Annotated in this window: 15 protein-coding genes; 6 read left to right on the top strand and 9 right to left on the bottom strand. The window is 49.2% G+C overall.

Annotated elements, in window-relative coordinates:
• Positions 1-163 precede the first annotated feature (163 nt).
• Together ON064_RS13705 and ON064_RS13700 are read right to left on the bottom strand one after the other, a co-directional pair.
• Positions 164-301, bottom strand: coding sequence for a hypothetical protein (locus ON064_RS13705; protein ID WP_274625209.1), 138 nt, complete (start codon positions 299-301; stop codon positions 164-166).
• 12 nt (positions 302-313) lie between these two features.
• Positions 314-841, bottom strand: coding sequence for a YcxB family protein (locus tag ON064_RS13700; RefSeq protein WP_274625208.1), 528 nt, complete (start codon positions 839-841; stop codon positions 314-316).
• Positions 842-949: 108 nt separating this feature from the next.
• Between ON064_RS13700 and mug the strand changes: the two genes are divergently transcribed.
• The 3 genes from mug to ON064_RS13685 all read left to right on the top strand — a co-directional run bounded on the left by mug (position 950) and on the right by ON064_RS13685 (position 2973).
• Positions 950-1495 carry a G/U mismatch-specific DNA glycosylase gene (mug, locus tag ON064_RS13695; protein ID WP_274625207.1) on the top strand — a complete coding sequence of 182 codons (546 nt, stop codon included), beginning with the start codon at positions 950-952 and terminating at the stop codon, positions 1493-1495.
• A 140-nt stretch (positions 1496-1635) separates the two neighbouring features.
• Positions 1636-2136, top strand: coding sequence for a DUF2798 domain-containing protein (locus ON064_RS13690; protein ID WP_274625206.1), 501 nt, complete (start codon positions 1636-1638; stop codon positions 2134-2136).
• A gap of 87 nt (positions 2137-2223) precedes the next feature.
• A complete protein-coding gene (locus ON064_RS13685; protein WP_058381494.1) occupies positions 2224-2973 on the top strand; it encodes an SDR family NAD(P)-dependent oxidoreductase in 750 nt (249 codons plus the stop codon).
• A gap of 42 nt (positions 2974-3015) precedes the next feature.
• Here the strand turns inward: ON064_RS13685 and ON064_RS13680 are convergent, their stop codons facing one another.
• Together ON064_RS13680 and ON064_RS13675 are read right to left on the bottom strand one after the other, a co-directional pair.
• Positions 3016-3792, bottom strand: a complete 777-nt coding sequence (locus ON064_RS13680) for an SDR family NAD(P)-dependent oxidoreductase (protein ID WP_274625205.1) — start codon at positions 3790-3792, stop codon at positions 3016-3018.
• A gap of 16 nt (positions 3793-3808) precedes the next feature.
• On the bottom strand, positions 3809-5374 hold the full coding sequence (locus ON064_RS13675) for an AMP-binding protein (RefSeq protein WP_274625204.1): 1566 nt from the start codon (positions 5372-5374) through the stop codon (positions 3809-3811).
• A gap of 156 nt (positions 5375-5530) precedes the next feature.
• Here ON064_RS13675 and ON064_RS13670 point away from each other — a divergent pair, with 156 nt between their 5' ends.
• On the top strand, positions 5531-6121 hold the full coding sequence (locus ON064_RS13670) for a TetR/AcrR family transcriptional regulator (RefSeq protein WP_274625203.1): 591 nt from the start codon (positions 5531-5533) through the stop codon (positions 6119-6121).
• Between the two features lie 50 nt (positions 6122-6171).
• Here the strand turns inward: ON064_RS13670 and ON064_RS13665 are convergent, their stop codons facing one another.
• Genes ON064_RS13665 through ON064_RS13650 form a run of 4 tightly spaced genes read right to left on the bottom strand, consistent with a single transcriptional unit; the run spans position 6172 to position 9748 of the window.
• Positions 6172-7152 carry an SPFH domain-containing protein gene (locus tag ON064_RS13665; protein WP_274625210.1) on the bottom strand — a complete coding sequence of 327 codons (981 nt, stop codon included), beginning with the start codon at positions 7150-7152 and terminating at the stop codon, positions 6172-6174.
• A 29-nt stretch (positions 7153-7181) separates the two neighbouring features.
• Positions 7182-7958 (bottom strand): TPM domain-containing protein, encoded by a 777-nt coding sequence (locus tag ON064_RS13660; protein ID WP_274625202.1) that lies wholly within the window; start codon positions 7956-7958, stop codon positions 7182-7184.
• On the bottom strand, positions 7955-8983 hold the full coding sequence (locus ON064_RS13655; RefSeq protein WP_274625201.1) for a TFIIB-type zinc ribbon-containing protein: 1029 nt from the start codon (positions 8981-8983) through the stop codon (positions 7955-7957). The genes ON064_RS13660 and ON064_RS13655 overlap by 4 nt, the downstream gene beginning before the upstream one ends.
• A 48-nt stretch (positions 8984-9031) precedes the next feature.
• Positions 9032-9748, bottom strand: a complete 717-nt coding sequence (locus tag ON064_RS13650) for a PspA/IM30 family protein (protein ID WP_274625200.1) — start codon at positions 9746-9748, stop codon at positions 9032-9034.
• Positions 9749-10054: 306 nt separating this feature from the next.
• Here ON064_RS13650 and ON064_RS13645 point away from each other — a divergent pair, with 306 nt between their 5' ends.
• Complete coding sequence (locus tag ON064_RS13645) at positions 10055-10870, top strand: alpha/beta fold hydrolase (RefSeq protein WP_274625199.1); 816 nt, start codon at positions 10055-10057, stop codon at positions 10868-10870.
• A 56-nt stretch (positions 10871-10926) separates the two neighbouring features.
• On the opposite strand, the gene ON064_RS13640 is transcribed toward ON064_RS13645, so the two are convergent.
• Positions 10927-11523, bottom strand: coding sequence for a TetR/AcrR family transcriptional regulator (locus ON064_RS13640; protein ID WP_274625198.1), 597 nt, complete (start codon positions 11521-11523; stop codon positions 10927-10929).
• Positions 11524-11679: 156 nt separating this feature from the next.
• On the opposite strand from ON064_RS13640, the gene ON064_RS13635 reads away from it, so the two are divergent.
• The gene (locus tag ON064_RS13635) at positions 11680-12462 is read left to right on the top strand and encodes a glucose 1-dehydrogenase (RefSeq protein ID WP_274625197.1); all 783 of its coding nucleotides are present in this window, start codon (positions 11680-11682) and stop codon (positions 12460-12462) included.
• The last annotated feature ends 291 nt before the right edge of the window (positions 12463-12753 follow it).

Here is a 12753-nt window from a genome sequence, read left to right as displayed (position 1 = left end):
GACACAAGGCGCAAATTATCCAGCAGAAATCGAGCATACGATCGAATAGAAAAACCGAACCGCCAAGCGCGGTTCGTTTTTTTTAGAGTGTTGAAGAATCCTATTACTTACTATAAATTATAAAGAGAAATACCTTTTCAAAATTTAGAATCAATGACCTATCTCAGTATTTGGAGAAGCGTTCGCTCGACTCCTGCGGGAACAGCGGGTTTGAGAGACCCCGCAGGAACGCAGTGACGAGGAGGCTCGATTCCCGCCCGCGGAAAGCGAGTGATAAGCTTCGGAAAATACGATTCTTCATTTTTTCGTCTATTCAATTCCCAACGCTTACCGGAACTTTTTCAGCCAATAGCTTGCGCAATGACTCCAGCTCAGGCACCGCCTTTTTCGGTACAATCAGTGCGGACATGGCGCTATTATACAAATACAAATTGACCGCATCCTCCCCATATTTTTCGATGCCCGACCAGCGCACATGCGTCTCCCCATTTTTCATCACTTCCCGGATTCCCTCTGAATCAATGAACAGCTCACGGGTGCCCAGCAAGCCTTCGTTTTTCCCTTCATTGACCATTTTCCGGCTCATGCGTTTAATGTTCCAGTGGAAATAGGGCGGAAAGAAGATGATCCACAAAGCCGCGAATAGGATGAAAGGGATCATCAGCCCCCACACCGACCAATTAAAAATCGGCCCCATCACGAACGGCATCATCAAATAAATGATTGGAATGACAAAGCGCTGGATCGTCAATGAACGCTTGACCGCTTCGGAATGTTTGGCATGATAAAGGTTGAAATCAACAAATTGCTGTTCCGTCAACTCGTACGAAAATTCCTGCATGGCGCAGCTCCTTTTAGCAAGATCAATTAACCATTGCCATTTTCTTCTATTATACGATGGTTCAGTGCAGAATATATTATATTTTTTTGATACGCTAATACTCTGCAAATGCATTTATGTGAAAGGAGCTTTCTTGTGGAACTTACACCCATACCGGATCATTTGAAAGACCATCTCGACATCCTGTTCGTTGGATTCAACCCAAGCATCCGTTCAAGTGAAACCGGCTATCATTACGCCAACCCAAACAACCGCTTTTGGAAAATCCTTTTTGAATCTGGGCTGACACCAAGAAAATTTGCCCCTGAGGAAAACCATGGTTTACTAGAACTCGGCTATGGTTTAACCAATATCGTCGCCCGCCCGACCAAAGCGGCAGCCGACATTACAAAAGAAGAATACAAAGAAGGCGCCGAACAATTGAAACGAAAAATTGAACGCTACCGCCCAAAAGCCGTCTGTTTTGTCGGCAAAGGCGTCTACCTCCAATTCAGCGGCAAAAAATCAACCCATTGGGGCAAACAGCCGGATTCGGTCATTCCGGGAATCATCGAATACGTCGCTCCTTCCTCCAGCGGACTGGTGCGCATGAAACAAGCTGAAATTGTGGAAATTTACGAGGGTTTGCAGCAATTGATCGGTAACAATCAATAATAACTTCTACTAATCCTTCACAAAACAGACACTTACGAAATTCGCTTCCTGATTGCTATAGTGTTGGAATGGTTGTTGAAACGACCGCTTTTGCCCAGCCTTTTCAGTGGGCACCAATACAGTAGAAACGGGGAACATTCATGCAAAAAGACAAACGACTGCCTCATAATGGCAAAGAAGGGCTGCTTTACGGCTCGCTTATAGTGACGATGACTGTGCTGTTGATGAGCAGCTACAGCGTCCTGTTTTACACAGACCATTTGACGATGGACACCCTATGGATCATCCTCAAAATCATGCCGGTCATGTGGATCAGCGCGATGGTTCTTGAAGCAGCTGTCTTCGGAAGAATCGCGGAATCGTTAACAGCCAACCTGACGAACACTTCGTCTTCTTTCCATCAGAAAATTTTATTGCGCATCGTCTTCACGGTCATCGGCATGTCGGTCGCGATGACCTTTATCGGTGACATGGCCGCCAACGGTTTTCACGGCGAGATCTTCAGCCACTGGCTCGCCAATTGGCCGCGCAATTTCCTCATTGTCCTGCTAGCGGAAAGCTTGCTCATCCAACCGCTGGCTCGCCTTGCGATGGTCAAGCAGCACGCCGCACAAGACCGCAAAACAGCTATTGCGCAATAAGCTCGCTCCCTTCCTCGCTGCTGATTATCCAGTCTTCATTGCGGGTAAAGAAATAAATGAAGCTATCAGCATAAGGAGGAGATGTACGTGGCAAAAACAGCAATCATCACGGGCGGCGGAAGTGGGCTCGGGCAATCCACCGCACTGCGCTTAGCACAGGAAGGCATCAATATCGCAGTTGTCGACATCAGTGAAAAAGGCGGCAATGAAACGGTCGAGAAAGTGAAAGCACTCGGGCCAGATGCCATCTTTATCCGTGCAGATGTATCAAAAGCACAAGAAGTGAAAAATTACGTCGACAAAACGGTCGAGCATTTCGGCTCGATCGATTATTTCTTCAACAATGCCGGAATTTCCGGAAGCGGCAAACAATTCCTCGATACCGATATAGAAGAAATCGAGCAAATCGTCGGCATCAATATGCTCGGGGCGCTCTATGGCCTGCGCTACGTCGCAGAAGTGATGGTCAAAAACGGCGGCGGGTCGATCGTCAATACCGCATCGAGCGCCGGCGTCATCGGCCAGGAGACCGTTGTCACCTACTCTGCGACCAAGCACGGCATTGTCGGCATGACGAAGTCACTGGTCGCCGAATACGCCAAAGACGGCTTGCGCGTCAATGCCGTCGCGCCAGGCCCAACCGAAACGCCAATGGTCAAAGCCTATTTCGACGCCAACCCGAAAATGAAACAAAGCGCAGAAGAAGGCATTCCGCAAAAACGGCTCGGCACTGCAGATGAAGTCGCTGAACTCGTGGCATTCCTGCTGACATCAAAAGCGCAATACATCAACGGCGACGTCATCCGCATTGACGGCGGATTTACCAGCACAAAATAAATAAAAAAGGTTCCAAGGGACAATTCCCTTGGAACCTTTTTGTTATGCGCCGATGCCTGCACCGCCGCATACTTTCAATACTTCGCCCGTGACATAGCTCGCAGCCGGTGATGCCAAATAGGCGACCGCTTCGCCGATATCCTCCGGCTGTCCCGGGCGCTTGATCGATTGCAGCTCGAGCGGATAGTTGATGCCTTTGGTGATGGCGGTCTCAACCGGTCCTGGCGCGACGCTATTGACCGTGATGCCGAACTCGCCGACTTCTTTTGCGACCCATTTCGTGAAGGCAATGATGCCCCCTTTTGACGCGGCATAGGCAGGACCTGAACGCCCTTGCCGTTCGCCGTCTTCGCCGTAGGAAATGGCGCCGCCCATCATGCCGGAAATCGAGCTGATGTTGATGATGCGCCCGCTCTCTTGGTTGACCATATGCGGATAGATGGCTGCTTGTGTGAACAAGAACGTGCCGCGCAAGTTCGTCTCGATATCGCGGCTCCAATCATCGTCCGTCATATCTTTCAAGCTAAGGCGTGAAACGGTACCGGCGTTATTGACGACAATGTCGATTCCGCCAAATTCCTCTACCGTTTCGTGAATCGCCCGTTCGACTTGCGCCCTGTCGCGGACGTCCACTTGCAGCGCCAACACGCGGATGCCTGGAAACTCCGATTCCAGCTGCTGTTTTGCATCATCGCAATCCAGGATATCCGTCAAAACGATTGAAGCTCCCCGTTTTGCGAGTGCTTTTGCGCAGGCAAACCCGATACCGCGTGCGCTTCCGGTGATGAGCGCCACTTGATTGTTTAATGTGTTTTCCATGCATACTTCTTCCTTTCTATTCAGCCAGTTTCTTCAATTCGATTTCTTTCAATTTATGTTTTTGGATTTTTCCGACGGACGTGCGTGGGAAGTCTTCGACAAACTCGATCGCTGAGGGCACTTTGAACTTCGCGAGCTGGCCTTTGCAATAATCAATCACTTCCTGTTCTGTAGCCGTTTGCCCTTGCTTCAGGATGACGAATGCTTTTAATGCTTCGTCATGCATCGCATCCGGTATCCCGATGACAATCGCTTCATAGACGGCGGGATGCTCCATGAGGACATTTTCCACTTCGCTTGCGGCGACATTCTCACCGGCGCGCTTGATCATATCTTTTTGGCGGTCGACAAAATAATAGAAGCCATTCTCCGACTTGCGCGCCTTGTCTCCTGTATGGAGCCAGCCGTTCTGCAAAGTTTGATTGGTCGCTTCCGGATTATTGAAATAAGCTTTCATGATCGTCTGGCCGGGGATGCCTTCAAGCAAAATCTCTCCCGGATTCCCGTCCGGCACTTCATTGCCTTCTTCATCGATCAGCTTGATGCGAGAGCCTGCGATCGGTTTGCCGACACTTGTATTGTCCTTAGCGCCTTGCAATGGATTCATCAAAGGCGGCGCAACCGTTTCTGTCATGCCGTAAATCTGGTAAAGTGCAGTGTTATAACGTTGCTCAAACGCCTTTAGTTCTTCGGAAGTTACCGACTGGGCGAAAATGACGGCACGCAGTTTATTACTCCGCTCATCTTCATCGTATGGCTGCGCGAGGATCATGCGGATCGGTGCCGCGAAGAGCGAACCGAGCGTTGCACCTAAACGTTGAATTTGGCGCCCGTAGCGGCTCGCACTGAAGCGTTCGGTGATGGCGACGCTCCCTCCCGCAACCAAACTCGGCATGATCATATAATACTGGCCGTTGCCGTGGAACATCGGCAAGACGACAAGCGCACGGTCTCGTTCCGTAAAGCCGATATGCTCTGCCACAGCATGTCCAGTATAGATGTAATTGGCGTGTGTAATCAGGCAGCCTTTCGGTTTCGATGTCGTTCCGGAGGTGTACAAAATCGCCGCCACGTCTTCCGGCTGGATACTGGTTTCTGGCACTTCACCTGAGAATTCCCCAATCATCTTGTTAACGCTTTCAAATTCATCCGATTCGTCCGTCCGCGCCAGGACAATCTGGCGCAGCTTCGGGAGATTCTCTTGGATGGCTGTAAATTTTTCGATATACTCCGGTTCCGTGATGAGCATGACCGATTCCGAATGGCCGATCAAATAATCCATTTCCGCTGCAGTCGACAGGATATTCGTCGGCACCATGATGGCTCCGAGCTTTGCGAGGGCGAACCAGCATACGACAAATTCCGCTGAATTCGGCAAATGAAGCGTCACTTTATCACCTTTGCGGATGCCGCGTGTGTATAGCGCGCCGCTGAACTTTTCCACCCGCTCCAAAAATTCGCCGTAACTGTATTCCGTCACTTCTTCCTGATTATCTTCAAAAACCAGGAATGGCTGCGCACTGCGCGTTTTACACTGGGCGTTTAAGAGATCGATCAATGTCTGTTGCGCTGTCAAAATCATCAACATCCTCTCTCATCTTGTCAATTCCATAGACCGCAGTCTATAATCTATAGACTATAGTCTATTCAATCCAACAGAGCTTTGTCAATTGTTTTCAAACAATTCAGTCGAATGATGAATTACATTTACAACCCGACTGACAGAAAGGTGGCCATTATGACGAGCAGACAAGAAAAAGCGATTGAGACGAAAAAACGTATCCTCCGCACGGCTCTTGACTTGTTCAGTGAAAAGGGTTTTGACCGGGTATCCGTCGATGAAATCGTCCGGAAAAGTGAGACTTCCAAAGGGGCATTCTATGGGCATTTTACGTCCAAGTACGATATCTTCCTTGAAAAATTCAAGGAAATCGACCAATTCTATAGCGACTTCCAGGAGAGCCTGCCCGATAGTTTGCCGGCAGAACAGAAGATCCGCAAGCTCGCCATCGCCCAAATGGAGTATTTACGGGATGAAATGGGGCGGGATGGCATTCGTTCACTCTACGCTTATGCACTCACTCCATCTGTCGATAATTATTTGTCCGATACGGAACGCCCGCTTTACGCGATTCTCGAACAGTTGGTTTCCGATGGGCAAGAAAAGGGCGAATTGACCACTTCTGCATCGTCCGGCCAGCTTGCGCTGCTTCTCTCCCGCAGCATGCGCGGAACGCTTTATGATTGGGCAATCTTTGACGGCGACTTCGATTTGGCCGGTGAAATCGACGGCTGGCTGGAATTGTTGTTTCGCGGCATCCGCAACTAACAAAAAAAACAGGAAGAGAGCGATAAGCTCTCTCCCTGTTTTTTTGTTTGTTACCCGACCAATTTTTGCCCACAATTTGGGCAGAACTTGGCGCCGCTCACTTTCTCTCCGCAATTCGGGCAGAAGTTCGGGCCTTTTTGCCCTTCGCCGCCTGCTGATGGCTGGTCGCCTTTTTGACTGCTCGCATTGGGTGATTCTTTTTGATTGTTCATCATTTCCTTGGCGATGTTCATCCCCATCATCATGCCCGCCATATCAGACGCGGTATTCGATCCCGACGATTTGCCCATCGCATCGGCGACCGACATCTGCTGGTATCTTGAGACGTCGCCGACCATTCCGTGCGAAGCGTTTTTATTGATCATGTCCTGGATTTCTTTCGGGTAGTTGAAGCTCATCACTTGGAAGCCGGTCACTTTCATGCCGTCGTCCATGATCTCCATATTCAAATCATCTTGAATCCCTTTGCCGATTTCGTGGGCATTGGACTGCAAATTGAACATGTCCTTGCCTTCCCGCGTAATCCATTTCATCAATAATTGGTCAAGTCGTGCCGTAATGCGCAGCTGGACATCTTCGACGAGATAGCTGTCTTTGACACCGGCGACTTTATCGATCAAATTGACATAATCATTCACTTTAAAATGAAAGGTGCCGTTCGCCCGGATCGGCATGCCGCCTGGAAGTTGAGGCGCAGGTATGTTGATTGGGCTTTTCGTGCCCCATTTGACGGTGAATTCCTTCGTATTGACGAACAGCACTTCGACCCGCATGCCGCTATTGAAGCCGAAACGGAATCCTTTTAAGGTCGATAGGAATGGCACGATTTCAGAAACGATGTCGTACTCGCCTTCTTTTTCGAAAATCCCTTCCACTTTGCCATTATTGAGGAAAATTGCGTCCTGGCCTGGCCGGATGATCAAACGGCTGCCTTTCTTGATTTCCTTATTCGTCCATTTCCAAAAAATCATATCGTCGCGGAACTCTTCCCATTCCACCACATCTGAAAATTGATTGCCGAAAAATGCCATGTTCTTCATTCCTTCCTTCTTTCGATTGCTTAGAAGCTGCGGCCGCCGCCGCTGAATGAACGCCCGCCACCAGTCATGCCGCCGCCTCCGCCAAATCCGCCGCCATCCTTATTCTTCGGAATCTTGCTGCGGGTTACGGTTTTATTGCGGAAGCGGTCATCCTGGCTGCGCACGCGTGTATGGTCGCGGTCGACATACGTGCCTGGTGTCGTCGTTACCCTGCCGCCGGCATTATAAAGCATCGATCCAACGATGATGCCTGCGAGCAGTAGCGCGATAGCTAAATGAAACCAGGTTTTCAAAAAAATGCTCTCCGGATTGACACCCGGCCGGTATTCCATGTATTCGCTTGAAGTGACGACTGTTTCTTCGAACGCATTCGCATAATCGCCCGATTGCATCTCAGGGATAATCCGGTCAAGAACGAGATCGACACGCTCTGCATCCAAGGTCCGCTCAGCCGTACCGAAGCCAGCGAGATAGACTTCACGGCCGCCGATATCGATCGTCAATAGTACCGCATCTTCATGGCCTGTGCTGTCGGCGCGATCATCGAAAAAATCGCCCATATAGCCTTCGATCGATTGCCCTTCCGTACTATCGGTCGAAAGGAACAGAAAGTCCACGTTTTGCTCCGCACCGTATTGTTCCGCCAAAGCTTCCAGTTCCTGCACTTCTTCGCTACTGAGCAAGCCGGCTTCGTCGTATATCAAATCACCAGTTTGTGCTGAAACAGACAGCCCACCAAAGAATAATAGCAAGACCAATACGGGAATCCATACCCATTTCCAAGAAGAATTCCTCACCACAAGACACCCCCTACCGCAAAGGCGATAGCTTTCATGGCAACAAAGCTCGAGGCGGCGATGCCCGTGAACCACAAGGCGACTTTGCCAATGCTGATCGGCGGCTTTCCGACCACTTTGCCGGTTTGCCCGTTCATCGCAAAGGTATGTTCTTTATTGTCGAAATCGTAATACACCATCCACACTGGAAATAAGGTGTAATAGACTTTCTTTTTTTGCGCATCGATTTGCTTGTTCGTATAGCTGACGGATGAATAACCGGAGATGGTCGTGCTGATATAAGCGTCAATATACGGAACGATTTTCGATTCGACGCGGGAAAACAATTGCTCATCATCGAAATCGTATTTCTCAGCTAAATAGCCCGCCAAATATGGCATGCGGAAATCTTTTAATTCGCTGTAATCGTAAGGCTCCAGCTTGTCCATCAACACGTCGTCCATTTTTTCGGAAGCATCCGCCGGCACTTTCAAATAGCTCAAATCGATTTCCCGGAACACGTCATAAAAATTCGTTTCCGTATAAATCGTATCGCCGCTTTGATAAGTCCGGACTTGCGTGCCGATCGCCTGGATATGGGCTTCACCTTCGATATCGTAAAGCCAGAATGGCACATACATGCCGGTCATTTTCTTGATGCGGTCGCCGCTCGTAAAACCGCGAGGGGTCAATCGCCCGCCGCGCGTCCATTTCTTGAACGCTGCGACCGCTTCGTCTTTGCTGACGGTAAACGGAATGACTTTGGCCGGGGCGAGATCTCCCGTCAAACGGTCTGCCAATACGACCGGTGCCCCGCAAAAGCTGCAGTGGGTCGCGGTCGTTTCCGCTTCAGTCAGGATGATCGCCCCGCAGTTTTCGCAATGGTATTCTTTCGCTTCGCCTTCATCGAATTTCCGTTCGATGTTCTGTTCCGGAAAGGTCTCGATGTTTTCTTCATGGCCGCAGCTCGGGCAGCTTAAATGGCCCGATTCGCTATCGAACGCCATATCAGCTCCGCAATTCGGGCATTTGTAATGGATGACCAAACGAGTTTCCTCCCTTCACGCTTCAGGATTGTGTCCAGTTGCCGGACATTACTCGTTCTTTCCGATTTGGCTCTTCAGCGCTTCCAGTTCCGCGTCCACATTGGTACCTGATTTCAAGGACTCCAGTTCCTCGTCAACATTCGGGCCGTCATCGTATTTCTTGGTTAAATCCTTAATGCTTGTCTCTGAGCTTTTATTGAGTTCAGCCATCGCGGCCGATTCATCCAATTGCTGGTTGATTTTCTTCTCCATTGCATCGAATGCCGAGATGCGTTCGCCTGCCCCTCCAACACTGGACGCGAAATCGTTCATGCGCTGCTGCGTCTTCGCGACCGCCGCTTTTCCTTTTAGTTCCTGGCGGCGCGATTCGAGCTCGCCGATATCGCTTTCTAATTTATCGTGCATTTGGCGCATCTGCTGCGTATTCGTCGCCGCGAGTTCGACTGCCGTCTCCTTATCCGTCACACGTTCCGACAGCTCCGCCTTGCGCTGGAGGAATTTCCGCGCGTCGTCTTCATTGCCCGCTTCGAGTGCTTTTACCGCGTAGCGCTGCATATCGTCCATCTCTTTCTTCAACTCATCAAGTTCGCGGCGTTCGCGTTTCTCCGCTGCCATGATCGCTGCCGTTTCGGATTTCACTTTGCCGAGGTCGCTATTCAAGTCGCGTAAATACTGATCGATCATCTTTTCCGGATCTTCCGCCTTGTCGAGCATCGCGTGGATGTTGCTCGTCATGATGTCTCTGAAACGTTTTAGGATCTCCATTTTCATTCTCCTCTTCGATTAAATTTGTGGTTCTGTAAAACTTCTATTATTTTTCAAATTCTCCTCTAAAATGCTCACTCACTCTGATTTCTACCGATTGTCATAGTAGTATGAATACTTTTTATCGTTGGATTGGTTTCATTTGAGTCCGTTGGAATAAAAAACACTGAAGACAGTTGGTGGCAATTGTATTTCTTTTGAACTAAAGACATTTCAATTAAAGATTTTTTTCATTTTTAAGTTTACAGAAACTTCGAAAAAGGAAATAGAAGGGAGTAGTTAATCAAAACTCTAGGAGGAACTTAAGTGGGACATTATATTCAAGTTGAAGAAAACGTGAAAATTCATGTGGAAGATATCGGTTCAGGACAGCCGGTTGTATTTCTCCACGGCTGGCCATTGAACAACAAAGCATTCGAATACCAGACGAGCCTGCTTGCGAAGAACGGCTTCCGTTATATTGGCGTCGATATGCGCGGCTACGGAAAATCCGATAAGCCCTGGTCAGGATACGATTACGACACAATGGCCAAGGATCTCGACGCTGTCGTCAATGAACTTCGCCTTGAGCAATTCGTACTCGCAGGCTTTTCGATGGGCGGCCCGATCGTAATCCGCTATTTGACGAAATTCGGCCAGGACAATGTCGCCAAACTATTATTGATGGGCGCTGCAGCTCCAATCTTCACGCAGCGTGACGATTTCAATGTCGGCATGAAGCCTGAAGAAGTGGACGACATCATCGCCCAAATCGAAAAAGACCGCCCGGCGTTTCTTGCAGAGTTTGCGGACTTGTTTTTCGAACAGAAACATTCACCGCAATTCCTGGATTGGTTCCAGTCACTGGCACTTGAAGCAGGCGCACACTCCACATTGAACTCAGCCGTTGCCCTGCGCGACGAAGACTTGCGCGGCGAGCTGTCATCGATTACCGTTCCGACAGCCATCTTCCACGGCAAAAAAGACCAGATCTGCCCATACGAACTCGGCGAGATCCTGGACAAGGAAATTCCGAACTCTGTACTCGTACCGTTCAAAGACAGCGGACACGGCATCAATGCCGATGAGCCGGAGCGTTTCAATGACGAATTGCTGAGCTTCCTGAAAAGTTCAGGCGTCTAATCCACATTCATATAAAAACAAAATCCAGCCTCCCACATGCGGGAAGGCTGGATTTTTTAATTCACACGGAATGTTGCCGCAAATGATCGCACGATACTGATTAAGGTGCCGGTCATTTCTTTCGGGGATTTCTCATAACCCGTCTTGGCCCATTCCAAAATGAGCCCTGCGGTGCCGTGTGCCATATACAATTTAAATTGCTTGGAGTTGATATCGTCGCTGCTTATTCCCTCGAATGTAAACCCTTCATCGAGCATCTCGAAAATCGCTTGCGGCAATTCCGCGTGAAGGCCCGGAATGGTATCTTCCGCTAAAGACAAATTAAAAAAAGAGCGATTGTCGTACACAAAACTGATCAGTTCGAACGAATCCGCATCCATGGCCGAAGTGAGAATATCCGATCCCTTCTCATATCGTTCGGTGCTCGTCCGTTTGATTTGCTGGAACATTTCTTTAAGCAGCTCCTCGGTGAGGTCCGGCTTGTCGAGATAATACAAATAGAAAGTCGCCCGGTTATACTGCGCTCGTTGGACGATATCCGTCACCGATACATGGCTATATCCTTTTTCATTAATCAATTCGATATATGCTTCTTTCAGGTGGTGTTTGGTCCGTTCCGCCTGTGGAGACAATTTCTCTTTCTTGCTTTTCATCGCCCATCCCCCTAAAACTCGACACTTCTCCAAAAACTGTCGAATTACTCGACATATCAAGAAATTTTACTGATTGAGAGCTAGTTTGCAAAGGCTTACAGTAAAGGAGTAGCCTATTTTCAGTTTAGCATAACCACGAAAAGGAGAGATCTTTCCATGATTAATTATCAAGATAAAGTTGTCATCATCACTGGCGGTGGATCCGGCCTTGGCCGTGCCGCTGCCGGCTCGATCGCAGCACAAGGCGGCAAGCTCGTCCTTGTCGACATGAATAAGGAATCGCTCGAAGAAAGCCGAAAAGCAATCTTGGCACATTCGAAAGATGCTTCCGTTGAAATTGTCGAAGCGAATGTCACCGATGAAGAACAAGTGAAAAATTACGTTCAATTCACGCTCGACACTTTCGGCAAGATCGACGGCTTCTTCAATAACGCCGGCATCGAAGGCAAGCAGAACTTAACGGAAGAATACGGTTCTGATGAATTCGAAAAAGTCGTCAGCGTTAACCTAAACGGCGTATTCTACGGCATGAAGCACGTGTTGAAAGTGATGAAAGAACAAGGCTACGGCTCGATTGTCAACACCGCATCAGTCGGCGGCATCCGCGGCGTCGGCAACCAGTCTGGCTATGCGGCAAGCAAGCACGGCGTTGTCGGCTTAACACGCAACTCTGGCATCGAATACGGCCAGTACGGCGTCAGCATCAACGCCATCGCACCGGGCGCCATTATGACGCCAATGGTCGAAGGCTCCTTGAAGCAAATGGCTGGCGATGACTGGGAAGCTGCCGGCAAGGAATTCGTCAGCGTCAATCCGATGAAGCGTTTCGGCAAACCGGAAGAAGTCGGCAATCTCGTCGCCTTCTTGTTATCGGATGCAGCGAAATTCATCAACGCTTCCGTCATTCCGATCGACGGCGGCCAATCCTATAAATATTGATCACACGAACAGCCTGGGATTTACCGGGTTGTTTTTTTGATTATCTCCCAAAATTTTATTTACGTAAATATGAACTCTTTTATTGCTTTATAAGTGTTTGAGCTGTCTAAGTGTTTGGAGAAGCGTCCGCTCGACTCCTGTGGTAAAGCGAGACGACCGAGACCCCGCAGTGAACGTAGTGAGCGAGGAGGCTTGGGCGCGAGCCCACGGAAAGCGAGCGGTAAGCTTCGGAAAACACGATTTTCAGAGTCCCTTGTCAGCTAGACAAACATTAAAATATTTTCATTTCTA

Source organism: Planococcus sp. A6 (assembly GCF_028823615.1).
Classification (GTDB): Bacteria; Bacillota; Bacilli; order Bacillales_A; family Planococcaceae; genus Planococcus.
Note: the sequence above shows the minus strand (reverse complement) of the source record. Positions and strands in the feature narration are given on the sequence as shown.

Coding starts and splice junctions, on each gene's coding strand:
- ON064_RS13705 (WP_274625209.1), bottom strand. CDS start 301: ATGAAGAATCGTATTTTCCGAAGCTTATCACTCGCTTTCCGCGGGCGG.
- ON064_RS13700 (WP_274625208.1), bottom strand. CDS start 841: ATGCAGGAATTTTCGTACGAGTTGACGGAACAGCAATTTGTTGATTTC.
- mug (WP_274625207.1), top strand. CDS start 950: ATGCATTTATGTGAAAGGAGCTTTCTTGTGGAACTTACACCCATACCG.
- ON064_RS13690 (WP_274625206.1), top strand. CDS start 1,636: ATGCAAAAAGACAAACGACTGCCTCATAATGGCAAAGAAGGGCTGCTT.
- ON064_RS13680 (WP_274625205.1), bottom strand. CDS start 3,792: ATGGAAAACACATTAAACAATCAAGTGGCGCTCATCACCGGAAGCGCA.
- ON064_RS13675 (WP_274625204.1), bottom strand. CDS start 5,374: ATGATTTTGACAGCGCAACAGACATTGATCGATCTCTTAAACGCCCAG.
- ON064_RS13670 (WP_274625203.1), top strand. CDS start 5,531: ATGACGAGCAGACAAGAAAAAGCGATTGAGACGAAAAAACGTATCCTC.
- ON064_RS13665 (WP_274625210.1), bottom strand. CDS start 7,152: ATGGCATTTTTCGGCAATCAATTTTCAGATGTGGTGGAATGGGAAGAG.
- ON064_RS13650 (WP_274625200.1), bottom strand. CDS start 9,748: ATGGAGATCCTAAAACGTTTCAGAGACATCATGACGAGCAACATCCAC.
- ON064_RS13640 (WP_274625198.1), bottom strand. CDS start 11,523: ATGAAAAGCAAGAAAGAGAAATTGTCTCCACAGGCGGAACGGACCAAA.
- ON064_RS13635 (WP_274625197.1), top strand. CDS start 11,680: ATGATTAATTATCAAGATAAAGTTGTCATCATCACTGGCGGTGGATCC.